Here is a 26,643-nt window from a genome sequence, read left to right as displayed (position 1 = left end):
GAGGATCCCCGGAAACGGGTTTCAACGCCCGGAATCATCAGGGATCTGGGACCTTAGACCCTGATTTGCGGGACCTTATGCTTCCGGGGGTGTCGCTGGATTCAGGACCGAATCGGGACCACCCCTCGGGCGTGTGGTCAGCGGGGCACGCGCACGAGCAGGCGACCGGGCACGCATTCCATCCGCAGCTCGCGGCCCTCGGAGATGGTGTCGCCGTCGAGCTGGCGCGGCTGGTCGTGGTTGGTGCGGATCACGACGCTTCGACCGGTCATCCGGTTCAGCAGGTCGTCGGTGCGCGGCTGCTTGCTCAGCACCCGGAACGCCAGCGGGAGCCACGACCAGAACCGCTGCGGATAGAGCAGCACCACGTCGACCAGGCCGTCGTCGAGCGACGCCTCGGGCAGCAGCGGCATGTTGGCCTGGAGGTAGCCGACGTTGCCGACCACGACCGTGCGCGCGCGGTGCTTGGTGAACTCGCTGTCGTCGACGGAGATCTCCAGCCGCATCGACGGGAACATCAGGCTCTTGAGGGCCGAGAGCACGTAGGCCATCCAGCCGATGCGCTTCTTGATGTCTTCGTTGACGCCGCTCATGATCGCGGCGTCGAAGCCCATCCCGGCCATGACCAGGAAGTTGGTGTCCTCGAGGTTGTCGCCGGAGACCTCGACGAGGTCGATGGCGCGGTCCTGCCCGGTGAGCGCGACGTCGATCGCGGCGCGGATGTAGAGCGGGATCGACAGGTTGCGGGCGAGCAGGTTGCCGGTGCCGCCGGGCACGATGCCCACGGCGATGCCGGTGCCCGCCAGGGCCGAGCAGACCTCGCGTACGGTGCCGTCGCCGCCACACACGAGCACCAGGTCGGCGCCCTCCTCCTGAGCCGCACGGGCCATCCCCGTGCCGGGGTCGTCGACCGTGGTCAGGTGCCAGGTCGGCGCCTTCCAGCCGGCCTCCGTGGCCATCGTGGTGACCATCGCCTTGAACTGCTCGACCGACTCGACCTTGATCGGGTTGAGGACGACCGCGATCCTGCGGTCGCCGCGCACCGAGTCGACCAGCGGGCGGTGCCTGATCGAGTGGGAGGCGGGCAGCGGGGTGTAGATCGCCATGCCGAGGAAGACCGCCCCGGCGGCGAAGACGATCCCGCCGACCACGTCGGAGGGGAAGTGGCGCCCGAGGAAGACCCGGTCGGCCGCCACGAGCAGGACCAGGAGCGTCAGGCCCGTGTAGGCCAGGCGACGGATGCCGCGGCGACGCACGAACATCGTCACGACCACCGCGATCACACCGGCCAGCACCGCGATCCCGGTCGCGTGGCCGGAGGGGTAGGACGGTGACTCGTGGAGCCAGTCGACCGTCTGCCAGGTGGGCCGCTTGCGGTCGACGAACAGCACCAGCCCGAAACGTACGATCAGGGTGATCACCACGACCACGAGCACGTAGACCGCGGCCCGCGGATATCTGCCGAACAGGCCGGCGGCGACCAGGAGCGCGACCCCGACGACGGCATACCAGTCGGTGCCTACCTCGACCACGCGCCAGAACGTGCGCACCCAGTCGTTCTCGGCCGTCACCGTCGAGGCATCGCGGCCGATCAGGTCGATCGTCGAGACCGGCGGCCAGCCGTTGATCGCCGCGATGCCGATCAGGGCGCACAGCGCGAAGAGCGAGGCCGCCCAGATCAGCAGGGCACGGCGGGAAAGGTCAAGCACGATGAGCCAGTATGCGTGAAACGTCTCCGCCTCGGAGAATGAGCGCGTTCGGCACCGAATACTGAAGTGAGATCTGGTGGGGGCGTCGACTAGCCTTGCCGCATGATCGACCCGCGAATCCTCCGCGAAGACCCCGACCGCGTACGTGCCTCGCAAGAGCGCCGTGGCGCGTCCTCCGACGTGGTCGACCGGGCGCTGTCCGCCGACAGTGCCCGACGGGCGGCGATCGCCGACTTCGAGGGCAAGCGGGCCGAGCAGAAGCAGATGGGCAAGAAGGTCGCCCAGGCCAAGGGCGAGGAGAAGCAGGAGCTGCTCGCCCAGGTGAAGGAGCTCGCGGCCGCAGTCAAGGACGCCGACGCCGCGCAGGGTGTCGCCGAGGAGGAGTGGGCGCAGGCGCTGAGGGCGATCCCCAACCTCGCCGACGACGCTCCGGCCGGTGGCGAGGACGACTTCGTGCTCATCGAGACGGTCGGCGAGCCCCGCGACTTCGAGGCCGAGGGCTTCGAGCCGCGCGACCACGTCGAGCTCGGCAAGATGCTCGGCGCGATCGACCTCGAGCGTGGCGCCAAGGTCTCGGGCAGCCGCTTCTACTTCCTCACCGGTGTCGGCGCCGAGCTGGAGTTCGCGCTGATCAACCTGGCGATGGAGCAGGCCCGCGAGGCCGGTTTCACGCAGGTCATCGCGCCCGCGCTGGTGCGCCCGGAGGCGATGGCCGGCACCGGCTTCCTCGACCAGGTCGACGACGGCGTCTACAAGATCGAGGACGACGACCTCTACCTCGTCGGCACCTCGGAGGTGCCGATGGCGGCCTACCACTCCGACGAGATCCTCGACGCGGAGACGCTGCCGAGGCGCTACGCGGCGTACTCGTCGTGCTTCCGCAAGGAGGCCGGCTCGGCGGGCAAGGACACCAAGGGCATCATCCGGGTCCACCAGTTCGAGAAGGTGGAGATGTTCGTCTACACCACCGTCGAGGAGTCGTACGCCGAGCACCAGCGTCTCCTCGAGTGGGAGAAGTCGTTCCTCGACAAGCTCGAGCTGGCCTACCAGGTCATCGACGTCGCCGCGGGCGACCTCGGTCCGTCGGCGCTGCGCAAGTTCGACTGCGAGGCGTGGATCCCGACCCAGGGCAAGTATCGCGAGCTCACCTCGGCCTCCAACTGCACCACCTTCCAGGCGCGTCGGCTCAACATCCGCTCGCGCGCCGAGGGCGGCACCACCCCGGTCGCCACCCTCAACGGCACGCTGACCGCGATCACCCGCGCCATCGTCGCCGTGCTGGAGACGCACCAGCAGGCCGACGGCTCGGTGCGGGTGCCGAAGGCGCTGCAGAAGTGGCTCGGGCGTGAGGTGCTGGAGCCGATCCAGAAGTGAGCACCACCGAGAGCACCCCCGTGCGGCCGGGCGACGCCGCCTGGGCGCCCAAGCTCGTCGCGCTCGACATCGACGGCACCCTGCTGCAGTGGATCGACGGCACCGGCACCACCTCGGACGCGCTCTCCGGCAAGGTGCGTGACGCGGTCCGCCGGGCCTATGAGTCCGGGGCCCACGTGGTGCTCTCCTCGGGGCGCTCGCCGCACTCGATGACCGGGATCGCCGACCTGCTCGGGCTGCCCGCCGAAGGCGCGGACCGGCTCTGGATCGTGGCCTCCAACGGGGCCGTGGTGCTCCGCTATCCGCCCGTCGACGTCGTGCACGAGGAGACCTTCGACGCGCGTGCGGCGGTGGAGAAGATCCTGGAGCGGCGCCCCAACGTGCTCGTCGCGGTGGAGAACCGTGGCCTCGGCTATCGGATGAACCGCCCGTTCCCCGCGGGTGAGCTCGACGGCGACCGGCAGATCGCGCCGGTCGAGGAGATGGTCGCCGACCCGGTCTCCCGAGTGATCATCCGTGATCCCGACGCGACCCCGGAGGACTTCATCGAGCTCGGCCGCGAGCTGGGTCTGCACGGCATCGACTACGTCGTCGGCTACACCGCCTGGCTCGACCTCACCCCGGTCGGCGTCTCCAAGGCCTCGGGCCTCTCCTACGTCTGCGACCAGCTCGACCTCGAGCCCGCCGACGTGCTCGCGATCGGCGACGGCCGCAACGACGTGGAGATGCTCGAGTGGGCCGGTCGTGGCGTCGCGATGGGCAACGCCCCCGACGAGGTGCAGGACGCGGCCGACGTCGTCACCGCTCACGTCGCCGACGACGGCGCTGCACTGGAGCTCTCCCGCTGGTTCTGAGGCGGGCAGGATCCCGGCGTTTTCCAGTTGGTCGTGACGTACGCGGGTGGAAGAGTGCCTCCTCGTGACTCTTCCCATCACCGTCACCACCGAGCGGCTCACGCTGCCCCTGTGGACCCGCGCCGACGCCGAGGCCATCATCGATCGCCAGCCCGGGCCGAGCACGCGCCTGCCCGGCTGGCATCCCGAGTTCCCGCGCGAGGACGACCGCGACGCGGCGACCATGTGGGTGGAGGGCGACCCGTGGAGCTCGCGCTACATCATGCGCAACACGACGGTGCTCGGCTCGATCGGCTTCTTCGGCCCGCCCGACCTCGCCCCTGACGGCACCCCGGAGGCCGAGGTCGGCTACGGCCTGGTCGCCGAGGCGCGCGGCTGGGGCTTCGCCACAGAGGCGCTCAAGGGTCTGCTCGCGTGTGCGGACGACGAGGGCGTACGCATCCGGGCATCTGTCGAACCCACCAACGCCGCCAGCCTCCGGGTGCTCGCCAAGTGCGGGTTCACCGATCTGCGTGGCGCCGACGAGGACGGGCATCTGGTGATGGCGCGCCCCGGTGGCACAATGGGGAGGTGACTGTGGACCCGACTGCCGCGCCTCGACCCGACGTGCCGAAGCTGGTCGCCACCGACCTCGACGGCACTCTGGTCAAGCTCGACGGTTCGGTCTCCGAGTTCACTCGCGAGGTGCTCGTGAAGCTCGAGGAGATCGGGGTGCCGGTCATCTTCGTGACCGGGCGGCCGCTGCGCTGGACCCGCGAGCTCTTCGAGCACATCGGCAGCGTCGGTCTGGCGATCGTCTCCAACGGTGCGCTGGTATGGGACGTCGCCGCCGACGAGGCGCGGCTGACCCGCCTGATCGAGCCCGCCCTGGCTGCGGAGGTCGCCGGAGCGCTGAAGACCAACCTGCCCGGGCTCGCCTTCGCGACCGAGTCGCTCGGAGGATGGGCGTGCGAGCCGGAGTTCGCGGCGCACATCTCGGACGCCAGGCGGCCCGCGCAGCGCAACGCGGCGATCGAGGAGCTCGCCGAGGAGCCGCTGATCAAGCTGCTCGCCCGTCGCCACGACCACGACGACGCCGACGAGCTGCTCGCCGCCGCGGTGGCCGTCGTGGGTGACCTGGTCAACGTCACCCACTCCTCCTTCCCGCTGCTGGAGATCAGCGCTCCCGGGGTCACCAAGGCGTCCACGCTCGAGCTGGTCTGCACCGAGCTCGGCATCTCCGCCTCGGAGGTGATCGCCTTCGGTGACATGCCCAACGACCTGCCGATGCTGACCTGGGCCGGCACCTCCTACGCGATGGCGGACGCCCACCCGAGCGTGGTCTCGTGCGCCTCCCACCTCGCGCCCGGCCACGAGGATGACGGTGTCGCGAGGGTCTTGGCTGGAGTCTTCGGGCTGTGACTGGTTTGATCTCCGTCATGCGCCGCGTCCCTCAGCTCCTTGCTGCCGTTGCTCTTGCTGCGACAACGCTCACGTTGAGCCCTGCGCCGGCCACGGCGAGCGCTCCGGTGGCGGCGCCCGCGACGGCGCCCGCGAAGTGCCCGGCGTTCAAGCTCAGTGAGGCCGTCAAGGAGCCCCTGGTCTTCCACGCGCGGGTGACCGGCGCTGGTAGGCCGACGAAGAAGGGCGGCCCGGTCGAATACCCGGTGACGGTGGTCAAGGCGCTCAAGGGCGTCACCGCCGGCAGCAGCCTCAAGGTCGCGCTCAACCCCGGCGCCTGCCAGAAGAAGTCGCTGACCACCAACGAGGACTACTACTTCTTCGTGCAGCCGAAGGGCAGCTCGATCATCGCCGCCGGCACCCAGCCGCGGGTTGCGGAATACACCGACCGGCTCCAGGCGGAGATCGCGAAGGAGTTCCCGGAGGAGATCACCCCGGAGCCCCAGCAGGTGAGCTTCACCGAGCCCGATTCGCCGGAGGGGCAGAAGCTCGTCAAGGTCGCCGCTCCCGGCGTCGTGCTCCTCGTGCTCGGCATCCTCGGCCTGGCCGTCGTGCAGGTGCTCGGGCGGCGCAAGGTCGTCTGAGGCGGTCGTAGGTCGCCGGCGGCGCGACCCGAGTAGCCTTCCCGCGTGAGCATCGGCAGAGACCTTCAGTCGGCGATCTTCCGCAAGGGCCTGTTCGGCCGACGCCCCGTGGTGCCGACCGAGCCGTCGGCGCTCGCCGAGGCGGCAGAGAAGGCGATGAGCGACGAGGCGTGGGCCTATGTCGCCGGAGGGGCGGGCCAGCACCGCACCGTCGCCGCCAACACCGCGGCCTTCGACCACTTCAGGCTGGTGCCGAGGATGCTGGCAGACGTCGAGACCCGCGACCTGACCACCACCCTGTTCGGCGTCGACATGCCGGCGCCGGTGATGCTCGGCCCGGTCGGTGTGCTCGAGCTCGCCCATCCCCGCGCCGAGCACGAGGTCGCGGCAGCGGCCCGGGCGACAGGGATCCCGATGGTCATCTCCACCCAGGCCTCGGTGCCGATGGAGGAGGTCGCGACCGACCTCGGTGACACCCCGCGACTCTTCCAGCTCTACTGGTCGAAGGACGAGACGATCGTCGAGTCCTTCGTACGCCGCGCCGAAGCCGTCGGCGCCGACGCGCTGGTCGTCACCCTCGACACCCACATGCTGGGGTGGCGTACGAAGGACCTGGATCTGGGCTACCTGCCGTTCGCGCGGGGCCTCGGGATCGCGCAGTACACCTCCGACCCGGCCTTCCGTGCACTCGTCGAGGCCCGGCTCGCGGACAAGAGCGGCACGAGCGTGCGGCCGGGGCTGCGCGAGATCCCGTCGGCGCTGGCCGCGGTCGCCTCGATGGCCCAGCACCACCCCGGCAACCTCGTCGACAACCTGCGGTCCGGCCACGCCCGCGCGGCGGTGGAGACCTTCCTCGACGTCTTCTCCCGCTCCGACCTGATCTGGGACGACCTCGACCGGCTGCGCGAGATGACCGACCTGCCGATCGTCCTCAAGGGCCTCCAGGCGCCCGACGACGCCCGGCGCGCGCTCGAGCACGGCGTCGACGGGATCATCGTCTCCAACCACGGTGGCCGCCAGGTCGACGGCGCCATCGCCTCCATCGACGCGCTTCCGGGCATCGTCGACGAGGTCGACGGCCGCATCCCGGTGCTGTTCGACTCCGGCATCCGCTCCGGCGCCGACGTGCTCAAGGCGCTCGCGCTGGGTGCCGACGCGGTCCTCCTCGGTCGCCCCTACGTCTACGGCCTCGCCCTCGCCGGCGCCGAAGGGGTCCAGGCGGTGCTGGAGCACATCATCGCCGAGCTCGACCTCTCCCTCGGCCTGGTCGGTGCGCGCTCGATCCACGAGATCGGCCGCGACCTTCTCGGCTGAAAGAACCAGAAACCCCAGGCAGGGCGCGGGAAAACTCATACTTTATGAGGGGGCGCGATCGCGGCGTCCCACCTACGATGCAGGGGATGACGTCTCCCAAACCGCCGGAAATCGTCGTGATCGGCGGCTCCAACATGGATCTCCACGCTCGGGCGCACGAGCCCGTCGTGATGGGTTCGAGCATGTCCGGATCCGCGGGCATCTCGCCTGGAGGCGTCGGCCGCAACGTCGCCGAGAACCTCGCCCGGCTGGGTGACTCGGTCGCGCTCGTCTCCGTGGTCGGCGACGACCCGATCGGTGACGAGGTGATCAGCTACACCGAGGACGTCGGCGTCGACTGCACCCACGTGCGCCGACGGGCCGACGTACGCACCGGCACCTACAACGCCGTGCTCGACTCCTCCGGTGAGCTGGTGGCCGCCGTGGCCGACATGGCCGCGACCGACGAGTTCTCCCCGCTGGTGGTCGAGGCGGCCCGAGACCTGATCAAGGGTGCTCGCGGCGTGCTCGTCGAGGCCAACATCCCGGTGCGCACGGCCGAGATGGCGATCGACCTCGCCGTCGAGTTCGACGTGCCGGTCGGTTTCGACCCGGTCTCGGTGACGAAGGCGAGGCGGGCCCGCGACCTGATCAGGCCCGATCGGGAGCTCTATCTGGTCACGCCCAACCAGGCCGAGCTGGCTGCGCTCACCGACCTGCCGACCGACACCGACACCGAGATCGAGAAGGCGGTGCGGTCGCTGCACGACCGCGGCGTCGGCGTCGTCTGGGTGCGGCTCGGCGCCCGCGGCTCGGTGATCAGCTATCTCGACGTCTACGAAGAGATGCCGGCGGTCAGCGCCGACGTCCTCGACGTGACCGGGGCCGGCGACGCGATGCTGGCGGCCTTCACCCACGAGATCCTGCGCGACGTCGATCTCGTCGAGGCGGCCAGGTTCGGCCACGCGGCCGCGGCGCTCACCTGCGGCACCCACGACACCGTGCGGATGGATCTCAGCGAGAGCCTCGTGCGGGAGCTCGCGTGAAGGTGCGGCTCACCGACGAGGTCGAGGCAGCGCTCGCCGAGGGCCGCCCGGTCGTCGCCCTCGAGTCGACGATCATCAGCCACGGCATGCCCTACCCGGACAACGTGAAGATGGCCACCGAGGTCGAGCAGATCGTGCGAGACAACGGCGCGGTGCCGGCCACCATCGCGGTGCTCGACGGGATCCCGCGCGCGGGTCTGACGACCGACGACCTCGAGCTGCTCGCCTCCGACCCCGACGTCACCAAGGTGAGCGTGCGCGATCTCCCCTACGTCACCGCACGCGGTCTCCACGGCGCGACCACGGTCGCGGCCACCATGCGCCTGGCGGCGATGGCCGGCGTCAGCACCTTCGTGACCGGTGGTCTGGGTGGCGTGCACCGGGGTGCGGCGACGTCCTTCGACATCTCCGCCGACCTCACCGAGCTCGCCCGCACCCAGGTCGCGGTGGTGAGCGCCGGTGTGAAGTCGATCCTCGACATCGGGCTGACGCTGGAGACCCTGGAGACCTACGGCGTGCCGGTGCTGGTCAACGGCAGCGACGAGTTCCCCGCGTTCTACTCCCGCGGGTCGGGTTTTCGGGCCCCGCTGCGCATCGACGGGCCCGACGAGGCCGCGGCGGTGATGAGTGCCAGCCGGGAGATCGGTCTCCCCGGCGGCCTGGTCATCGCCAACCCGGTCCCGGCCGACGACGAGATCCCCGCCGAGGTGATCGGCCGCCACATCGACCGGGCCCTCGCCGACGCGAAGGCCGCAGACATCCACGGCAAGGACATCACCCCGTTCCTGCTCGGCCGGATCGTCGAGCTCACCGGCGGCGACTCGCTGGCGACCAACATCGCGCTGGTGCGCAACAACGCAGCCTTCGGCGCACGGATGGCGGCGTCGTACGCCGACCGTCGTCGTCAGCGCTGATCGCTCATCACTCGTTCACCCCGCAGACACCGTCCGTGGCCTAACGTCTTGTCTACCTATGCGTTGATCCTTCTGTGACTGAAAGCCCCCACTCAGGTCTCCTCGGCTCGGCGCCCACCAGACGCACCCTGCTCAAGGCCGGTCTGGTCGGCGGTGCCGGCGTCGCCGCCGGACCGACGCTGTGGACCCGGGCAGCCAGGTCGGCCGCACCGGCCGCCGGCGTACATCTGTCCTACGGTGCCGACCCGACGAGCGGGATGAACGTCTCCTGGTCGACCGCCGGCTCGGTGCAGGCACCCCGCCTCGACCTGGGGCTCACTCCCGACTACGGCCTGAGGCTCGACGCCGACTCGGTCTCCTCGCTCCGCGTCGACAGCGTCTACCACCACGTCGATCTCAGCGACCTGCGCCCCGGCACCCGCTACTACTACCGGCTCAGCCACGACGGCGGATCGTCGACGCGTGGGTCCTTCACCACCGCCCCCGAGGCCGGGGAGTCGTTCCGCTTCGCCGCCTTCGGTGACATGGGCGTGGCCGACGACGCGGCCCGCAACGTCAACCTGATCCGCCAGCAGCGTGCCGAGTTCGCCTTCGTGGTCGGTGACATCGCCTACGCCGACGAGGGCGGGATGGGCACCAGCCGCGAGTCGCAGCAGCACTTCGGGGTGTGGGACGAGTTCCTGACCCAGATCCAGTCCAGCGCCGCCGCGATCCCGTGGATGACCACGGTCGGCAACCACGAGATGGAGAACGGCAACGGCGAGCTGGGCTACAACGGCTACCGCGCGCGCTTCCGTCACCCCGGCAACGGCGCTGCCGGCGGCCAGGAGACCTACTCGTTCGTGCGCGGCAACGTCGCCTTCATCGCGCTCGACGGCAACGACGCGACCTATGAGTACAAGCGCAACGCGGGCTATCTCGGTGCCGCCGGCGACGCCTGGCTGGAGATGCAGCTGGCGATCTTCCGCTCCCGCAGCGACATCGACTTCATCCTGGTCGGCTTCCACCAGTGCGCCTACTGCACCAACGTCGCGCACGCCTCCGACGGCGGCGTGCGCGACCGCTGGGAGCCGCTCTTCGACCGCTACCAGGTCGACGTGGTGATCAACGGGCACAACCACTGCTACGAGCGCACCCACCTGATGCGTGCCGGCAAGCCGGTGCGAGAGGCGCCGCGCGGCTCCACGGTCGACACCAACGACGGCACGATCTACATCACCGCGGGCGGTGGCGGTGCCTCTGCCTACCCCGACGTGCTGCCGAAGATGTCCTACTACACCAACGCACAGGGGCTGAAGATCCCCGAGCTCACCGACTACCGCGCGGTCGGCGACGCCACCCACTCCGTCGCGTTCTTCGACGCTCATCCTCGCGACGCTCAGGGGCGGGCCACGCTCGACCTGGAGGTCGTCGCCTCCGACGGATCGAAGGTCGACACGCTCACGATCGGGCGGACCCGGTGATGTACGCCACAGCGAACCTCCGCGAGCCCGATGCATCGCGACGCTCTCGCCGCCGAATTGCTGCACACCCTTTAGAGTCAGTGCGCGTGGGGGGATTCAGGAGGACGAAGCCGCGACTGAGCGTGGTCGTGCCCGTCTACAACGTGGCTGAGTACGTCTCCGACAGCCTCGCCAGCATCCTGCGCCAGCCTCTGCGGGAGATCTCCGCCATCGAGGTCGTCGTCGTCGACGACGGCTCGACCGACGGCTCGACCGAGATCGTCGCGGGCATCGCCGCGGCCGACCCGCGGGTCACGCTGATCACCCAGCCCAACTCCGGCGTCTCGATCGCCCGCCACGCCGGCATCGAGGCCGCCACCGGCGACCTGCTCACCTTCGTCGACCCCGACGACATCCTGCCCCAGGACGCCTGGACGTCGATGGTGAAGTCGCTGCGGCGTACGGGATCCGACTTCGCGGTCGGGTCCGCCGAGCGGGTCACCACCCTCGAGGACGGCGAGGAGCGGAGGTACGTCACCCCGCTGATGCGTCGCAACCACACCCGGATGCGGCTCAGGTGCCGCATCGAGGACGCGCCGTTGATGCTCGCCGACGTGTTCGTGTGGAACAAGATCTTCCGGCGCTCCTTCTGGACCGACAACGCGATCACGTTCCCCCAGCGCACCCGCTACCAGGATCAGGTCGCGCTCACCCAGGCCTTCCTGGCTGCCAAGCGGTTCGACGTGCTCACCGACGTCGTCTACGACTGGCGGGTGCGCACCGATCGCTCGTCGGCGACCCAGAAGCGCGCCCAGATCGCCAACCTCGTCGAGCGGGTCAACACCAAGCGGCAGACCATCGAGATGGTCGCCGCGACCGGCTCCGAAGCGCTGATGCACACCCTGCGCACCGAGATCCTCCCGATCGACATGTGGGAGCACTTCCGCGCGTCGGTCGACCCGACCACCGAGGACCCCGACCGCTACTGGTCGCTGCTGCGCGACGCCGTCCACGAGCTCTGGTACGACGCCGGCGTCCCGTTCGAGGAGACCACCGTGCCGCGTGGCCAGCGCCTGATGGCCCGGCTGGTCTCGGAGGACCGCCGTGACGACCTCGCCGACCTGATCGCGATGATCGACGAGCAGGGACCGATCAAGGCGATCGACGCCTTCTGTCAGGAATCGGGCTTTCCCGTCGAGTTCTGAAGGGGTTCGCTGGCTTCAGCCGCAATGTAGGCCACTGCCCTATCGATCGAAGCTAGGGTGTTGCACGCCCAGGCTCTCGGGGGAGGTAGTGATGGCAGATATTGATCTCAACCTGGATGATCTTCAAACCCTCTGGTTCGACCTGTCGAACATCTGCGACCAGTTCGGCCAAGTTGACGGTGTCGGTTCCGACCTGATCGGTGCGATCGGCCACCATGGCTTGACCGACCGTGTGCAGGACTTTGGCAGCTCATGGGATGAGCGCCGCGAAGACATGGTCGAGGATCTCGACACGGTGTGGCGTGGTGTGAAACTGGTCGAGCAGGGATTTCGGGAGATGGACAAACAGCTCGGGCAAGGCTTGGACGGGGCGGTCTCCTGATGTCGGGCGGTCCCGGCGGGGACTTGCTGGACCCGCTGCCTGGCGACCCAGGAGTAGTGCGTTCAGGGGCTCAGCGGTTGCTGGACACGGCCGAGTCGATCCGAAGCTGTGCAAGCACGATGCAGCGACTGGTCGATGGTGAGGGCGGAACGAGCAAAGGGCTCAAGAAGGCTATCCAGCGGGCCGACGAGGTGCTACCGAAGCTCGAGCAGGCCGCTGAGCGCTACCAAGTTGCTGGTGAGGCGCTGGTTGAGTTCGCCTCCGATCAAGAGGCGGCTATTGAGGCCGCTGACCGAGCCATTCTGCGTTATGAAGCCGCGCAGGACGAGGTGGCGAGTGCGTTGGGCGCCGACGTTCCTGAGGGCGGCGAGGATGCGCACGAGGCGAGGATGGGGGACCTGAACGAGGATGTCGAAGCGGCTAAGGCCGCCTACTTCGCGGCCCGAGACGACTGGAATGCCGCGGCAGAACGGGCTGACCGGCTGATCGAGGACGTGGTTGAGGACTCCTCGCTCAACGACGGGATGTTCGACGACATCAAGGGAATCGGCGAAGACATCGTGGATGCGTTCTCGCCGCTTGCAGAAGTACTCGCGGAGGTCTCGAAGTCGTTGTCCGCTCTCGAGAGGGTTGCGCTGGACCTGTTGATTCCGCTGGATGACGAAATGGGAAGCGGTGCGAATGGTGCCGTCTCGGAGGAAGTTCAGGATCGTGCCGACCGTCGGTTCAGCGATCTCGGTCCAGAGGGGAAGGCATATCGCCGGCACGTCAAAGACATGTTCGGCCTTGCCGCGGCGTCGTACGACGATTCGGGAGCCCCCAATCCGTGGCATCGGCTGACGGAGGCAGAGTTGGCTGCCTACGGGGTCGAGGTGACTGGCGATCACGAGTTCGACGCAGCTGTTTACCGCAATTCTGACTCCGGCGAAGTCGCGGTCGCGTATCGAGGCAGTGAACCCATCGCGGAGAATCCTGAGGACTGGAGCCAGAATCTCCAGAACGCAGGGGACGTACCCAGCGCGCAAGGCGAACAGGCGATCGAACTAGCGGCTCAGGTCACTGACGCCTTCGGAGCCGACAATGTCGAGTTCACCGGCCACTCGCTCGGTGGCAGTTTGGCGGCGATCGCGAGCGTTGCCACGGGGTGTGAGGCGACGACGTTCAATGCCGAAGGGATCGGGGCTGGCAGCTACGGAGCGGCCGCAGATCAGTACGGTGCCGGCGCGAGTGCCGACAACGTGACGAACTACCGCACCAGCAACGACCCGCTTACCGCTGGTCAAGAGGGGGTTAACGTGATTCCGCCAGCGGGGGCGCAGTACACGGTTCCAACCCAGACTCCTGGGTTATGGAAGGGGCACGGCATCAAGGCGTTTCCTTGGCACGACGACAACCAGAAGGACGGCTGAGCGATGTTTATATCCGGTGTGGCGCCGATGCCCGACTTCGTTCTGCCAGGCACCTGGATGCAATGCCCGGTGGGGGACATCGAGCGAGAGGAGCATCTCTTAGGTTTGATCAGTAGATCCCGCCAGGGAGGGGAAGGGATCGCTGCTGAGATGCGCAGACGACTCGATCGCCTGCGGGTAGCTGGAGGAGATCAGATCTTCCTGCGCCAGGATCGGCCGACGCTGCTTACCCTGACTTGGCCGCGCACGCTCCCCTCCCCGGCGATCTTCGCTGGCCACAGTGCGGCAATCGAGGCACTGCGCGCCGAGGCTGGTGGTGACGCGACGCAGGTGAGGAGTCAGCAAGGATTCCATATCGTTCGAGCCGCGCGCAGCGATGCGGTGGCCGAGTCGTCAACGTATTGGATTGCGCACCCGGCGAGCGCTCGCACCCTCGTTGTCGATGTCACCGACTATGAGGGTGACCGCCGTCGCCTCGCGATCTACGACTCGATCATAGGTCTGCTTTCCTGGAAGGACACCGACACGAGGTAGGCCTAGCGTCGGCCTTGCTGCGGAACTCAGTCGCTCCTAGCACATCCGCGAATAGCGTCGAACGGATCGGAGTAGGTGATCGAGTCGACCCAACTATCCCACTCGGGGTCGTCCTGGACGGGGTTGGTGAGGGAGAAGCTCTTCTCCGCGAACTCATCGATGGGTGCAACCTCGTCGGTCTCGGAGCTCAGCACAAATGTCGTGACTTGTTCCTTGCCCGGGAGTAGGTCACTGGATTCGGCCTCGGTGAACCATTGCGCGATGGTGATCACCATGATCTGGTCGAAGTCGAACTTCTGCATGTCGTCGGGCAGGCCGATCGTCTTGGCCCGGACGAACTCGATCCGGTCAACCAACTTCTTGTCGGGGTCGGCGGTTTCCATGACCTCGTCGACCACACCTTGGTCCGCGTCTTTGCATCCGGAGGTGATCCGTTCGACGGGGTTGCAGGCCATGAGGGTCGGTATGAGTGCAAGGCAGATAAGTCCGAGGAATCGCCGCATGCAGTGATGCTATCCGGCCGAACCGGGCTTGACGCACCTCCAAGCCGGATCACGATGGCTCTCCGTACGCTTGCGCTTCGCAATCGACGACGCATCCTACGTCGTACGGCCTGGGGCCGCGTCGTCGTTGCCAGGCGAAGCGCCTCTTGTGGCTCGTCGGTGGTATGCCGAATGGCATCCCGGTAGGTCGGATCCAGGGCCTGAACCTGGGAAGTAGAAGGTTGCTACCCATTCCTTGACCGTTTCTGATCCTGGCCATGTGTCGACGGCGCTGTAGCCTGAAGGCTTTCATGAGACCGTCAAACCCACCACTCCTACGGCCTGAGTACGTCGCTCCACGGACTGCCGGCAGTGTCGTCGGTTGGAGCCTGTTCGCGCTGGTCGCCGTTGCTGCCGTGATGGGATCTGTACTGGCGCTGATCGGATATTTTCTTGGACAGTCGCCGGACCCGAAGGTGATGGAACACAAGTTCACCGCAGTCGGTTGGGCCGGTGGCTTGAGTGCGATCTTCGGCCCAGTGACCGTTACCCTCGTCGCCGCCTTCACGATGAACCGCCTCCAGCGCCGCGATTGCGTGATCTGGTGGGTTCCCATTGTTGCCCTGATTGCAGTGGTCGGCCTGTGGTACGGGGGTCTCGAGATCGCGCATCGCCGCTGAATCCAGCAATGCCTTCCAGGACCAAAGACCCGCGTAGGGCCCTGATGCGCGGGCAATCGGGCGATTCTCGTTGCACGGCCCGGGCGCGGGGGGCAAGGTGTGGGACCCCACGTCATTGCTTCGAGGAGCCCCCTGAATGCCCAGCGTCGAGCTGTCGGCCGGTCCGATCGACTACGAGGACACCGGCGGTCCAGGACCCGTCCTGGTGCTCCTGCACGGGCCGCCGATGGATGGGCGACTGTGGCGGCGCGCGATGCCGCACTTGGGCGGCTTCCGGGTGATCCGGCCGACGCTGCCGCTCGGTGGCCATCGTCAGCCGATGCATGCCGACGCCGACCTGAGCCAGCTCGGCATGGCGGCCATCCTCGGCGACTTCATCGACGCCCTCGACCTCCACGACGTCACCCTGGTGCTCAACGACTGGGGCGGCGGGCAGTTCCTCATCAACGCCGGCCGCACCGACCGCATCGCCCGGATGGCGCTGGTCGCGTGCGAGGCCTTCGACAACTACCCGCCCAAGGCAGCCAGGCCGCTCGGGGCGCTCGCGAAGGTGCCGCCGCTGTTCACCGCGGCGCTGCAGACGTTCCGATTCCACCGGGTCCGGCAGGCCGACTTCGGCTACGGCGGGATGTCGGTCGACAAGGACTACCACCTCTACGACGACCTCCTTCTCGGCTGGTTCGCGCCCGCGCTGACCGACCGGGCGATCCGCCGCGACTTCATGAAGTTCGCCCGTGGTGCTCCCTCGAAGAGAGAACTGCTCGAGCTGGCCGAGGCGCAGCAGAAGTTCACCAAGCCCGTGCTGGTGGTCTGGGCCGACCAGGACACGATGATGCCCGCCGAGCACGGACCGCGCCTGGCCGCGCATTATCCCGACGCGCGGCTCGAGACGGTCGAGAACTCCTCGACGCTGGTGCCGATCGACCAGCCAGAGCTGCTCGCCGGGTTGCTGCGCAGCTTCGTCGGCTAGGTGTGATGTCCAGGGACGTTGGTCAATCGGCTGATGGGTGGTTGGTCTCCGATGGCGCTGTGGGCTCGGTGGTGATTGTAGAAGTGAAGCCAGCCTGGGAGGGCTGCTCGACGTTCGGCTTCTGAGTTGTAGAAGCGTGCGTAGGCCCATCCCTCGCCCAGGGTCCGGTGGAAACGCTCGATCTTCCCGTTGGTCTGGGGCCGGTACGGACGGGTCCGTTTGTGCTTGATGTTGAGGTCTGCGCAGGCGTCGCGCCAGGCGAAGGAGCGGTAACAGCTGCCGTTGTCGGAGAGAACGCGTTCGACGGTGACGCCGTGCTCGGTGAACCAAGCCACTGCTCGCTGTAGGACCCCGACGGCGGTGTCGGCCTTCTCGTCGGTGCAGATCTCGACGTAGGCGAGGCGTGAGTGGTCATCGATCACGGTGTGCGCGAATGCTTTGCCGGTACGTGGCTTGTAGTCGGCACCTTTCGGGAGCCCTGTGGTGGCGCGTTTGTTGCGTTCGCCTTGCTGGCGGCCGACGTAGCGGTGGCCGCCGCCGTCGGGGATGTTGCCGAACTTGGTGGCATCGACGTGGATCAGCGAACCCGGGTGCGGATGTTCATAGCGGCGTATCGGTTCACCGGTGGCTCGGTCGATGTGGGAAAGCCGGTTGATCCGGCAGCGCACCAGCACGGCGTGCACGGTCGAAGCCGGCATCGCGAGCCGGCCGGCGATCTGGACCGGGCCGAGGCGGTGTCGCCACCGCAGGCGCACGATCTGGCGGACCAGGTCCGGGCTGGTCTGAGTCGGGCTGGTGCGTGGTCGTGAACTGCGGTCGCGCATGCCGGCCGGACCCTCGGCCCGGTACCGGTCAGCCCACTTCTTCGCGGTACGTGGGGCAACCATGAACATCTTGGCTGCGGCAGCGTAGGTCCACCGGCGCTCGACAACGAGCTGGGCGAGTCGTAAACGAGCGCGTGGGGTCAGGGCAGCGTTAGCGTGGGACACGAAGGCCTCCGGTCGGTGAAGTGTGTGAACTAGACAGCTCCACTTCACAACCGGAGGCCTTCACCTCTCAGCAGACTCACCGTCCCAGGGCGGTACAACCTCCCTGGACATCACAGCTAGGGCGTCACTAGCTCGACCGGCTGACCCGGTAGGCGACGAACGACGGCACCAGCACGGCGCACACGGCGATGCCGAGCAGGTTGAGCACACCACCTCCGGTGGTCGCGATCGCGGTGCCGACCACGGCTGCCGCGCCGCCGTGCAGCACGTCGGCGACGCGGGGTCCACCCGCGACGACGACCGTGAAGACGCCCTGCAGCCGGCCGCGTACGTTGTCGTCGGCTGCCGCCTGGAGCATCGACATCCGGATCGCCGCGGAGGCCACGTCGGCGGCGCCGGCGACCATCATGAAGAGCACCGCCAGGCCGAGCATGAGCGCGGTGGTGCGCTCGCCCGTGGCGAGGTCGGCGAAGAAGATCGTGACTCCGAAGAACGTGATGCCGAGCGCCCACACGGCGATGCACCACATGACCACGCGGCCCTGCGCCTCGGCGCGGGAGACCCAGCCGGAGAAGATGCCGCCGACCACGGCACCGGCCGGGATCGCCGCGAAGAGCAGCGCGAACGCGATCCCGCCCTCCGTGGGCCCACCGAACGACTCGTGGGCGATCTGCGGGAAGAGCGCCCGCGGCATCGCGAAGACCATCGCGATCAGGTCGACGACGAAGCTCATCATCAGCACCGGTTGGTGGCGCAGGTAGGCGAAGCCGTCCCACACCGAGCGCAGCCCCGGCACCTTGTCGCCGGCACCCTCGACGGGGATCTTCGGCAGCAGCACGACCGCGTAGAGCGTCGCGAAGAGGGTGACCGTGTCGATGGCGTACAGCCAGGTGAACCCCGTGAACGGCAGCAGCACCCCGGCGATCAGCGGCCCCGCGATGGCGCCGGCCTGGAAGACCGTCATCTGCAGCGAGTTGGCGGCCGGCAGCAGCTTCAGCGGCAGGATCTTGGGCAGCAGCGAGTTGCGGGTCGGCGAGTTGACCGCGAAGAAGGCCTGCTGCACCGAGAAGAGGCACAGCAGCGCCCATACGTTGGTGTTGCCGACCGCCGACTGGAGCCAGAAGAGCGCGCTCGTGACGATCAGCCCGACCGTGGAGACCAGCAGGATCGTACGCCGGTCGAAGTGGTCGGCGAGCGCGCCGCCGTAGAGACCGAAGACGATCAGCGGGACCAGCCCGAAGACGCCGGTCAGCCCGACGTAGGCGGACGAGCCGGTGTCGGCGTAGATCTGCGCGGGCACCGCGACGACCGTCAGCTGGGCGCCGATCATGGTGACGATGCCGGCGATCCACAGGCGCCGGAAGTGCGGCTCCTGGAGCGGGCGGGTGTCGGCGACGGCGCCCTTGAGCTTGGCGGCGATGCTCACTTCTGCGGGGCCTTCAACATGGTTACTCATGCTAAGCGAATGTCTTTACCCGAAGAAATTCTTATTGCTTGAAGAAATTCGGATGAGAGGTGTCGGATCTGGGTGTAGGCCTTCGTAGCAAGGGTGAGAGGCGGTCACCGAGACCGCCCACCACAAAGGAGTGAGCACCATGGCCAAATACCTGATGTCCGTCTGGGGTCCCGACTCGGACTACGAGCTGGAGAACTACGGCTACTCCTCGCCGGAGGAGATGATGAGCTCGTTCGAGGCGACCGGCAAGTTCAACGACAAGCTCCAGGCAGAGGGCTACTTCGTCTTCGCCGACGGCCTCGACGCCGCGAAGACCGCGACCGTCGTCGACGGTCAGGGCGAGAAGCCGATCATCACCGACGGTCCCTACGCCGAGGCCAAGGAACACATGGCCGGCTTCTGGATCATCGACGTGCCCGACCTCGATGTCGCGCTCAAGCTCGCCGCAGAGGCCTCGGCAGCCTGCCTCGGCAAGGTCGAGGTGCGCCCGATGCAGACCGGCCCCGAGGCGTGATCCGAGGTTGACCGACGTCACCGAGGCGATCACCCGGGTCCACCACGAGGAGTGGGCCCGGGTGGTCGCCAGCCTCACCAAGCGTTTCGGCGACCTCGGCGTCGCCGAGGATGCCGCGGCCGAGGCGTTCATGGTCGCCGTCGAGCGCTGGCCGCTCGACGGGGTGCCGCCCAACCCCGGCGCCTGGCTCACCACCACCGCCAACCGCCGCGCGATCGACCGGATCCGCCGCGAGTCCAAGCGTGACGACAAGCAGAAGGAGGCGGTTGCCTTGGCTGAGATCCAGGGTCCCGACGAGCCTTCGCCTGATCGGCACAGCGCCATCGAGGACGACCGGCTCCGGCTGCTGTTCACCTGCTGCCACCCGGCGCTCGCGCCCGAGGCGCGGATCGCGTTGACGCTGCGCATGGTCGGCGGTCTGACAGTGCCCGAGATCGCGAACGCCTTCCTGGTCCAGGAGACCACCATGGGCCAGCGGATCACCCGGGCGAAGAACAAGATCAAGGCCGCCCACATCCCCTACCGCGTGCCGGAGGCGGCCGACCTGCCCGAGCGCGTCTCGGGGGTCCTGGCTGTCCTCTTCCTGGTCTTCAACGAGGGCTATCTCTCCTCCGGCGACCACGAGAGCTCCGTACGCGGCGACCTGACCCTCGAGGCCATCCGGCTGACCCGCCTGGTCCGTGCCCTGCTCCCCGACGACGGCGAGGTCGCCGGCCTGCTGGCCCTGATGCTGCTGATCGAGGCGCGGCGTACGGCCCGGGTCTCGGCGACCGGCGAGCTGGTCCGGCTCGACGAGCAGGACCGCGGATCGTGGGATCTCGACCTGATCGCCGAGGGGCACAGGCTGGTGCGCGAGCGGCTCGCCGTCGTCGCCGACGGCGGCGCCCGGCCCGGTCGCTACCAGATCCTGGCCGCCATCAACGCGGTCCACACCTCGGTGCGCGACGCCCGCGACACCGACTGGTCCCAGATCGTCGCGCTCTACGACCAGATGATCCGGGTCGACGGCTCGCCCATCGTCCGGCTCAACCGCGCGATCGCGGTCGCCGAGATGGACGGACCCGAGGTCGCGCTCGCCGAGATCGACCGGCACCTCGGGCCCAGCCTGGACGACTACCACGCCTTCCACGCCACCCGGGCCGATCTGCTGCGCCGGCTCGGTCGGAGCGGAGAGTCGCGGGCTGCGTACGACCGGGCCATCGAGCTCGCCGAGAACGCCGCCGAGGTCGCGCTGCTGACCAGGCGCCGCGACCAGCTCGGGCCCAGCTGAAGAAATTTCCTCCGAGGCTGTCGGATCGGCCCGGATGCGTTCGTAGAAGAGATGAACGGCGGCCACCGGGCCGCGAAGAACGACACAGGAGAGAGAGCGACATGCCGGAGTACATCATCGCGTTCAACGACGAGTGGGTCGACGAGCACACCCTGGAGCAGCTGATCCACAAGCGGGACACCTCGACGGCCGTGACCAAGGAGATGAAGGACGCGGGGGTCTTCGTCTACGGCAACGGCGGGATCGACGCCTCGACCGCCCTCTGCAGCGTCGAGCTCGGCGACGACGGGGAGCCCGTGTTCACCGACGGTCCGTACGTGGAGACCAAGGAGCACCTCGGCGGCTTCTTCGTCGTCGACGTGCCCGACGACGAGGCCGCGCGCTACTGGGCGGGCCGGATGGCGGTCGCGCTCGACTGGCCGCAGGAGATCCACCGATTCCCTGGACCGCCCCGCCTCGAGGGGTGAGCCTCCGCCGAGATCCGACGCTTCGCCGGATCTCGGCGGCGAAGCGTTTCAGGTCGTGGCAGGCTTGCCGCATGAACACCCCACGACGTCCTCGCTCCGCTCCGGGCGCCGCGGGGGCCCCGAAGATCACCAGTACGCCTGAGCCGCTCGTCCTGCCCGAGGCCGACGCCGCTGAAGCCTGGATCAAGGAGCGCACGTCGACGACGACGGCGCACGTGCGAGAGCTGGCCGATCAGCTCAGGTCGGCCCCGCCGAGGCAGGCGCTCGACGTGCTGAAGGCCTGGGACGAGCTCTCCCTCGAGCTCGGTTCGCTCGGTGGGCTGGCCGGTCTGCTCGCCAACGTGCACCCCGTCGAGGCGGTCCGTGCCGCGTGCGAGGACACCGAGCTCGAGGTCGACCGCCTCCGCACGGAGCTCACCCAGGACAAGGCGCTCTACAACGTCTTCGCCGACCTGCCGGCTGCCGAGACCGAGGCGCTCGACCCGCTGGCCGCGCGGCTCCTCGAGAAGACGCTGCAGGACTTCAGCCGAGCCGGCGTCGACCGAGACGACGCCACCCGCGCCCGGCTGAGCGAGATCAACGAGCGGCTCACCGAGCTCGACCTGGAGTTCTCCCGCGTTGCCCGCGACGACGTACGCATCACGACGGCCACTCCCGAGCAGCTCGACGGGCTGCCGGCCGACTGGCTGGAGGAGCACCCGGTCAACGACGAGGGGCTCATCGAGATCACCACCGACTATCCCGACGCGCTCCCGGCGCGGATGTTCGTGAAGGACCCCGCGGTCCGGCGCGCCGTCACCGTGGCGGGGCTCGAGCGCGGCTGGCCCCACAACGACGCGGTGCTCAAGGAGATGTTCGCGCTGCGTCACGAGCTGGCCGGGCTGGTCGGCTACGCCGACTGGCCTGCCTACGACGCCGAGGTGAAGATGATCGGCGAGGGCCCGGCGATCCCGGAGTTCATCGACAGGATCGCCGGCGCTGCCGACGGGCGGATGAAGCGCGACCTCGAGGTGCTCCTCGACCGCTACGCCCAGGACGTGCCGGGCGCCAGTGCGGTCTCCTCCGCCGACGCGCTCTACTACGAGGAGCTGGTGCGCCAGGAGAAGTACGACGTCGACAGCCAGGTGGTGCGTACGTTCTTCGACTTCGCCAAGGTTCATCAGGGGCTGCTGGACGTGACCGGGCGGCTCTTCGGGCTGCGCTACGAGCCGGTCTCCGACGTCGTCACCTGGCACGACGACGTGAGCGTCTTCGACGTCTGCCCGGCCGAGAGCGATGCCGACAGTGACGGCGAGCGGTTGGGGCGGATCCACCTCGACCTCCACCCGCGCGAGGGGAAGTACAAGCACGCGGCACAGTTCGACCTGGCCACCGGAGCGAAGGGGCGCCAGCTGCCCGAGGGCGTGCTGGTCTGCAACTTCTCCCGCGGTCTGATGGAGCACGACCACGTGGTCACCCTCTTCCACGAGTTCGGCCACCTGATCCACCACGTGCTCGGCGGGCAGGGCGAGTGGGCGCGGTTCTCCGGGGTCGCGACCGAGTGGGACTTCGTCGAGGCGCCCAGCCAGATGCTCGAGGAGTGGGCCTGGGACGCCGACGTCCTGCAGACCTTCGCCACCGACCAGGCCGGCGAGCCGATCCCGGCCGACCTGGTCGCTAGGATGCGCGCCGCCGACGACTTCGGCAAGGGCTACCAGGCTCGGCAGCAGATGTTCTACGCCGCGATCTCCTACTGGTTCCACAAGGAGCGGCCCGATGACCTGACCAATCGCCTCCAGGAGCTGCAGGCGGCGTACTCGCCCTACCCCTACCTCGACGGCACCCACTTCTTCGCCAGCTTCGGCCACCTCGGCGGCTACTCCTCGGCCTACTACACCTACATGTGGTCGCTGGTCATCGCGAAGGATCTGTTCAGCGCCTTCGACGACGACGACCTGTTCGCGCCGGAGGTGGCGGCACGCTACCGCGACCGCGTGCTCGCCCGCGGCGGTGAGAAGGACGCGGCCGACCTGGTCGCCGACTTCCTCGGCAGGCCCTACTCCTTCGATGCGTACGCCGCATGGTTGGCTTCCTGAGCGCTGTTTTCCTGCGTTCGACGCGGAGGCGTCGGAGTGGCAAATGATCGTCTTATTTGCCTCCGTTGGAGTGCCACGCTTGCGTTCGGGTCACTTGTAGACGAACGTCTGTTGCAGCAGAGGTGCCTGTTGCGTGCATCACTCGGGCTGCTCGTCGACCCAGGCATCTCCTCAACCAACCCTAATGAAGGGGATGTACATGGATGCCGTGAAGGACATCGACTGGGTGGGTCTCGGAGGCAAGGTCGCCGCCGCGATCGTCATCCTCCTGGTCACCTGGATCATCGCGAAGATCGTCAAGTGGGCGTTCACGAAGCTGACCTCGAAGATCAAGGTGCTTCAGAAGGCCGGAAATGACGGAGACAGCATCGGCCAGAGCCTCGGCTCGGTAGCTGGTCTGCTGGTATGGCTGTTCGGTCTGATCGCTCTGCTGGACCTGTTCGGTCTGAGCTCCGTGCTCACGCCGATCCAGGGCCTCCTCGATGGGATCCTGGGCTTCCTGCCCAACCTCATCGGTGCGGCCTTCGTCTTCGTCGTCGGTGCGCTCGTCGCCAAGATCGTCCGTCAGCTCGTCGAGACCGCGCTCGGTGCGGTCCCGTTCGACAAGTGGCTCGGCAGTGGCAGCAAGCTCTCCGGCCAGGTCGACCAGACGGTCGGCGTGGACGCTGCCGGCCAGCCCTACGAGGCCCCGACCGACTCGCCCGGCCCGGCCGCTCAGATCGTCAAGGTCATCGGTCTCGTGCTCTACGCGATGATCATGATCATCGTGGCGATCGCCGCCCTGCAGATCCTCGGGATCAGCTCGATCTCCGACCCCGCCGAGGGCATGCTCAACATGATCATGGCCGCGATCCCGAAGCTCATCGCCGCCGCGATCCTGCTCGGCATCGGCGTGGTCATCGCCAAGTTCGCCGCCGACATCCTCGGTCAGATCATCGACGGGCTCGGTTTCGACAACGCGCTCCGCTCGATGGACGTGCTGCCCGAGGGCCAGAGCGCAACCCCGGTCATCACCAAGATCATTCAGACGGGCATCGTGCTCTTCTTCGCCGTGATGGCGGCGCAGATGCTCGAGTTCCCGCAGATCACCGCGTTCATCACGCAGGTGCTCGAGCTGGGTGGCAAGGTCATCTTCGGTGGTGCGATCATCGCCGCCGGTGTCGTGATCGCCTCGGTGCTCGCCAAGCTGGTGCCCGGCTCGGCCTCGCAGATCCTGAAGTACGCCACGATCGTGCTGTTCGTCGCGATCGGACTGAAGTTCATGGGTCTGGCCGACTCGATCATCAACCTCGGCTTCGGTGCCGTGGTCGTCGGTGGTGCCGCTGCCGCGGCGCTCGCCTTCGGCCTCGGGGGCCGCGACGCTGCTGCCAAGCAGCTGAACAAGCTCCAGGCTGAGGGTGGGGGTGCGCGCGCGGCCGCTCCGTCGGCTCCGACCACTCCGCCGGCCGGCAACAACCCGCCGCAGACGCCTGGCGTCTGAATGCAGTTATGACGCTCCGGGTCTGATTCAGGAGCCCCCGGCCGCACCTCGGTGCAGCCGGGGGCTCCTTCGTTGTCTCAAATGACTTGAACCGTCGGGTTTTACGACGTACGCTCACGATATATCGCGAAGGAACGCGATGCAGTCTTCCGGCCGAGTCGACCGACTCGGCCCCGTGAACAAGGAGAAACTGATGACGTACAACAACAGCAACCCGTGGGGCGAGTGGATCGACCAGATGGGTCGAGAGTTCGGCAAGGGCGGCCCGCGCCGCTCCCATGGCTGGCAGGGCGGTCCCGGTTGGGGCGGACCCGGATGGGGCGGCCCCGGCGGCCCGGGTTGGCAGGGCGGCCACGGTCGCGGTCGTGGACCGGCTGGTCCGCCGCCGTGGATCTCGGCGTTGCTCGGCTTCGACAACCAGCCCCCGCAGCGGCCCGGTCCGCGCGTGCGTCGTGGTGACGTACGCTCCGCGATCATCTACGTGCTCGCCGAAGCGGCCGAGCAGTCCCAGGTGATCAACGGCTACCAGGTGATCCAGCAGATCTCCGAGCGCAGCTCGGGTGAGTGGCGGCCGAGCCCCGGCTCGGTCTACCCGACCATCCAGCAGCTCGAGGACGAGGGTCTCGTGGAGTCCGACGACGAGCACGGTCGCCGTGCCATCCGACTCAGCGCCGCCGGCAAGACCTACGCCGCCGACCACAGCGACGAGCTGGCGGCGGTGTGGAAGCCGTTCGACAAGGCCGCCGACAACGCCCGAGCCCAGGGCCGCGGCGGGCGCGGTGGTCAGGGGGTCGGCGACCTCGCCGGCTTCGGCATCCTCGGCGGCGAGCTCGCCCAGGTGCTCCCTGCGGTGTGGCAGCTCGCCACCTCCGGCACCGACTCGCAGCGCCAGGCCGCCGCCGACATCCTCGCCGACACCCGTCGCAAGCTCTACGGCCTCCTCGCCGCCGGCGACGACGACGCCGTCCACGGCGAGGGAGAGATCACCGCCGAGCAGGTCGACCAGCACGGTGATGAGCACGGCGACGAGCACGGTGATGACCACGGCGAGACCGAGGGCGACAGCCCCAAGGCCTGACGCCTGCCGAGGATCGTCCGACCGTGGATAGGTGCTGCTGATCTGACTGACCAGTCAGTCAGATCAGCAGCCGCGGGTCGACCCGGTCAGAGGGCGTCGAGGTGGTGCGAGACGTGGCGGTGGCCGATGGTCTCGTAGCCGACGATGGTGACCACCGGTGCCAGCGCGAGGACAACGAGACACCATGCCACCGGGACGCTGGCGGCCGCCATGACGACGGCCGCGACGAGCAGCACCGCGGTCAGACCGATGAGGAGCACGTGGAACATGTCGAATGCGTGCACGAAGGCGTTGTAGAGGACGTAGAGGACCAGCGCGTACGCACCGACGGGGATCACGACTGAGACCACCGTGGCGACCTCGCCGAGCTCGGAGTGGTGCTCGAGGAAGTAGGCCGCGACGTGCAGACCTGCGCCGGTGGCGGCGATCGCGGCGTAGAGCACCACGTGGCCGTAGCCGAAGAGGAACGAGCGGTCGCGGCGTCGCTGGAGCACCTCGGCCCAGGGGATCGTGAAGTAGGTCCACCACTGGCCGAAGGTCAGGCCGATCCCAGCGGCGAGCAGGAGGATCGGCTCCAGACTCCAACCGAGCTCGGGCTCCTCGACGATCGCCGAGACCACCGCGACGGTGCCGAGCACGCCCTCGCCGAGGGTGATGATCGTCAGCAGTCCGTAGCGCTCGGCGATGTGGTCGGCGTGCCAGGGCGTGCCGCCGGCGGAGCGTTCGGCGATGAACGGGCCGATGAGCTCGACCACGAGCGGCAGCACCATCGCCGCGAACGCGACCGGAACGGTCAGCGGAAGCACGGCGATGACGCACCAGAGCACCTGCGCGGTGAGGATCGAGACGAGATAGGTGCGGTGGGCCCGGCGCCGGCTCGGATCCTGGCGCCACGCGCGCAGCCAGTGGCCGCAGAGCGCGACCCGCATCACGACGTACCCAGCGATCACGATCTCGTTGTGGAGCCGGTCGCCCGCGTGGACGCTCTCGAACAGC

At 68.2% G+C, this 26,643-nt stretch carries 26 protein-coding genes; 21 read left to right on the top strand and 5 right to left on the bottom strand.

Annotation, left to right across the window (positions count from 1 at the left end):
• Positions 1 to 137: 137 nt before the first annotated feature.
• Complete coding sequence (locus tag FB381_RS00130; protein WP_141778406.1) at positions 138 to 1,709, bottom strand: bifunctional phosphatase PAP2/diacylglycerol kinase family protein; 1,572 nt, start codon at positions 1,707 to 1,709, stop codon at positions 138 to 140.
• A gap of 102 nt (positions 1,710 to 1,811) precedes the next feature.
• On the opposite strand from FB381_RS00130, the gene serS reads away from it, so the two are divergent.
• The 13 genes from serS (at position 1,812) to FB381_RS00065 (ending at position 14,186) form a co-directional block, all read left to right on the top strand.
• Positions 1,812 to 3,083: a serine--tRNA ligase gene (serS, locus tag FB381_RS00125; RefSeq protein ID WP_141778405.1), complete on the top strand. Its 1,272-nt coding sequence runs from the start codon at positions 1,812 to 1,814 to the stop codon at positions 3,081 to 3,083.
• Entirely contained in the window at positions 3,080 to 3,937 is an 858-nt protein-coding gene (locus FB381_RS00120) for an HAD family hydrolase (protein WP_141778404.1), read from the top strand. The genes serS and FB381_RS00120 overlap by 4 nt, the downstream gene beginning before the upstream one ends.
• Before the next feature lie 64 nt (positions 3,938 to 4,001).
• Complete coding sequence (locus FB381_RS00115; protein WP_141778403.1) at positions 4,002 to 4,511, top strand: GNAT family N-acetyltransferase; 510 nt, start codon at positions 4,002 to 4,004, stop codon at positions 4,509 to 4,511.
• On the top strand, positions 4,508 to 5,338 hold the full coding sequence (locus FB381_RS00110) for an HAD family hydrolase (protein WP_246087888.1): 831 nt from the start codon (positions 4,508 to 4,510) through the stop codon (positions 5,336 to 5,338). Before FB381_RS00115 ends, FB381_RS00110 begins: the two co-directional genes overlap by 4 nt.
• Before the next feature lie 17 nt (positions 5,339 to 5,355).
• The gene (locus FB381_RS00105; protein ID WP_141778402.1) at positions 5,356 to 5,961 is read left to right on the top strand and encodes a hypothetical protein; all 606 of its coding nucleotides are present in this window, start codon (positions 5,356 to 5,358) and stop codon (positions 5,959 to 5,961) included.
• Between the two features lie 45 nt (positions 5,962 to 6,006).
• Positions 6,007 to 7,275 carry an alpha-hydroxy-acid oxidizing protein gene (locus tag FB381_RS00100; RefSeq protein ID WP_141778401.1) on the top strand — a complete coding sequence of 423 codons (1,269 nt, stop codon included), beginning with the start codon at positions 6,007 to 6,009 and terminating at the stop codon, positions 7,273 to 7,275.
• 86 nt (positions 7,276 to 7,361) lie between these two features.
• Positions 7,362 to 8,300 carry a carbohydrate kinase family protein gene (locus FB381_RS00095; protein WP_246087887.1) on the top strand — a complete coding sequence of 313 codons (939 nt, stop codon included), beginning with the start codon at positions 7,362 to 7,364 and terminating at the stop codon, positions 8,298 to 8,300.
• Positions 8,297 to 9,214, top strand: a complete 918-nt coding sequence (locus tag FB381_RS00090; protein WP_141778400.1) for a pseudouridine-5'-phosphate glycosidase — start codon at positions 8,297 to 8,299, stop codon at positions 9,212 to 9,214. The genes FB381_RS00095 and FB381_RS00090 overlap by 4 nt, the downstream gene beginning before the upstream one ends.
• A gap of 74 nt (positions 9,215 to 9,288) precedes the next feature.
• Complete coding sequence (locus FB381_RS00085; RefSeq protein WP_141778399.1) at positions 9,289 to 10,677, top strand: purple acid phosphatase family protein; 1,389 nt, start codon at positions 9,289 to 9,291, stop codon at positions 10,675 to 10,677.
• Positions 10,678 to 10,763: 86 nt separating this feature from the next.
• Positions 10,764 to 11,861: a glycosyltransferase gene (locus FB381_RS00080; RefSeq protein WP_246087886.1), complete on the top strand. Its 1,098-nt coding sequence runs from the start codon at positions 10,764 to 10,766 to the stop codon at positions 11,859 to 11,861.
• Between the two features lie 91 nt (positions 11,862 to 11,952).
• The gene (locus FB381_RS00075) at positions 11,953 to 12,243 is read left to right on the top strand and encodes a hypothetical protein (RefSeq protein ID WP_141778397.1); all 291 of its coding nucleotides are present in this window, start codon (positions 11,953 to 11,955) and stop codon (positions 12,241 to 12,243) included.
• Positions 12,244 to 12,362: 119 nt separating this feature from the next.
• Positions 12,363 to 13,652, top strand: coding sequence for a Tle-like phospholipase domain-containing protein (locus FB381_RS00070; RefSeq protein WP_170225008.1), 1,290 nt, complete (start codon positions 12,363 to 12,365; stop codon positions 13,650 to 13,652).
• Between the two features lie 27 nt (positions 13,653 to 13,679).
• Positions 13,680 to 14,186: a hypothetical protein gene (locus FB381_RS00065; protein ID WP_141778395.1), complete on the top strand. Its 507-nt coding sequence runs from the start codon at positions 13,680 to 13,682 to the stop codon at positions 14,184 to 14,186.
• 26 nt (positions 14,187 to 14,212) lie between these two features.
• Here the strand turns inward: FB381_RS00065 and FB381_RS00060 are convergent, their stop codons facing one another.
• Positions 14,213 to 14,689, bottom strand: a complete 477-nt coding sequence (locus FB381_RS00060; RefSeq protein WP_141778394.1) for a hypothetical protein — start codon at positions 14,687 to 14,689, stop codon at positions 14,213 to 14,215.
• Between the two features lie 398 nt (positions 14,690 to 15,087).
• Here FB381_RS00060 and FB381_RS00055 point away from each other — a divergent pair, with 398 nt between their 5' ends.
• Both FB381_RS00055 and FB381_RS00050 read left to right on the top strand, forming a co-directional pair.
• Positions 15,088 to 15,348 carry a hypothetical protein gene (locus FB381_RS00055; protein WP_141778393.1) on the top strand — a complete coding sequence of 87 codons (261 nt, stop codon included), beginning with the start codon at positions 15,088 to 15,090 and terminating at the stop codon, positions 15,346 to 15,348.
• 136 nt (positions 15,349 to 15,484) lie between these two features.
• A complete protein-coding gene (locus tag FB381_RS00050; RefSeq protein ID WP_141778392.1) occupies positions 15,485 to 16,318 on the top strand; it encodes an alpha/beta fold hydrolase in 834 nt (277 codons plus the stop codon).
• On the opposite strand, the gene FB381_RS00045 is transcribed toward FB381_RS00050, so the two are convergent.
• Together FB381_RS00045 and FB381_RS00040 are read right to left on the bottom strand one after the other, a co-directional pair.
• Entirely contained in the window at positions 16,315 to 17,307 is a 993-nt protein-coding gene (locus tag FB381_RS00045) for an IS481 family transposase (RefSeq protein ID WP_141778391.1), read from the bottom strand. The genes FB381_RS00050 and FB381_RS00045 overlap by 4 nt on opposite strands.
• A gap of 127 nt (positions 17,308 to 17,434) precedes the next feature.
• Positions 17,435 to 18,763, bottom strand: a complete 1,329-nt coding sequence (locus FB381_RS00040) for an MFS transporter (protein WP_170225006.1) — start codon at positions 18,761 to 18,763, stop codon at positions 17,435 to 17,437.
• A 139-nt stretch (positions 18,764 to 18,902) separates the two neighbouring features.
• Between FB381_RS00040 and FB381_RS00035 the strand changes: the two genes are divergently transcribed.
• The 6 genes from FB381_RS00035 to FB381_RS00010 all read left to right on the top strand — a co-directional run bounded on the left by FB381_RS00035 (position 18,903) and on the right by FB381_RS00010 (position 25,647).
• Entirely contained in the window at positions 18,903 to 19,277 is a 375-nt protein-coding gene (locus FB381_RS00035) for a YciI family protein (RefSeq protein ID WP_141778390.1), read from the top strand.
• A 7-nt stretch (positions 19,278 to 19,284) separates the two neighbouring features.
• Positions 19,285 to 20,547 carry an RNA polymerase sigma factor gene (locus FB381_RS00030; protein WP_141778389.1) on the top strand — a complete coding sequence of 421 codons (1,263 nt, stop codon included), beginning with the start codon at positions 19,285 to 19,287 and terminating at the stop codon, positions 20,545 to 20,547.
• A 101-nt stretch (positions 20,548 to 20,648) separates the two neighbouring features.
• Positions 20,649 to 21,014, top strand: coding sequence for a YciI family protein (locus FB381_RS00025; RefSeq protein WP_141778388.1), 366 nt, complete (start codon positions 20,649 to 20,651; stop codon positions 21,012 to 21,014).
• 71 nt (positions 21,015 to 21,085) lie between these two features.
• Positions 21,086 to 23,089 carry a M3 family metallopeptidase gene (locus FB381_RS00020; protein ID WP_141778387.1) on the top strand — a complete coding sequence of 668 codons (2,004 nt, stop codon included), beginning with the start codon at positions 21,086 to 21,088 and terminating at the stop codon, positions 23,087 to 23,089.
• 199 nt (positions 23,090 to 23,288) lie between these two features.
• Positions 23,289 to 24,569 (top strand): mechanosensitive ion channel, encoded by a 1,281-nt coding sequence (locus FB381_RS00015; RefSeq protein ID WP_141778386.1) that lies wholly within the window; start codon positions 23,289 to 23,291, stop codon positions 24,567 to 24,569.
• Positions 24,570 to 24,762: 193 nt separating this feature from the next.
• A complete protein-coding gene (locus tag FB381_RS00010; RefSeq protein ID WP_211352283.1) occupies positions 24,763 to 25,647 on the top strand; it encodes a PadR family transcriptional regulator in 885 nt (294 codons plus the stop codon).
• 86 nt (positions 25,648 to 25,733) lie between these two features.
• Here the strand turns inward: FB381_RS00010 and FB381_RS00005 are convergent.
• Positions 25,734 to 26,643, bottom strand: a 910-nt coding sequence (locus FB381_RS00005) for a low temperature requirement protein A (RefSeq protein ID WP_141778385.1), incomplete at its 5' end; no start/stop codon positions are given.

The organism is Nocardioides albertanoniae (assembly GCF_006716315.1).
Taxonomy (GTDB): Bacteria; Actinomycetota; Actinomycetes; order Propionibacteriales; family Nocardioidaceae; genus Nocardioides; species Nocardioides albertanoniae.
Note: the sequence above shows the minus strand (reverse complement) of the source record. Positions and strands in the feature narration are given on the sequence as shown.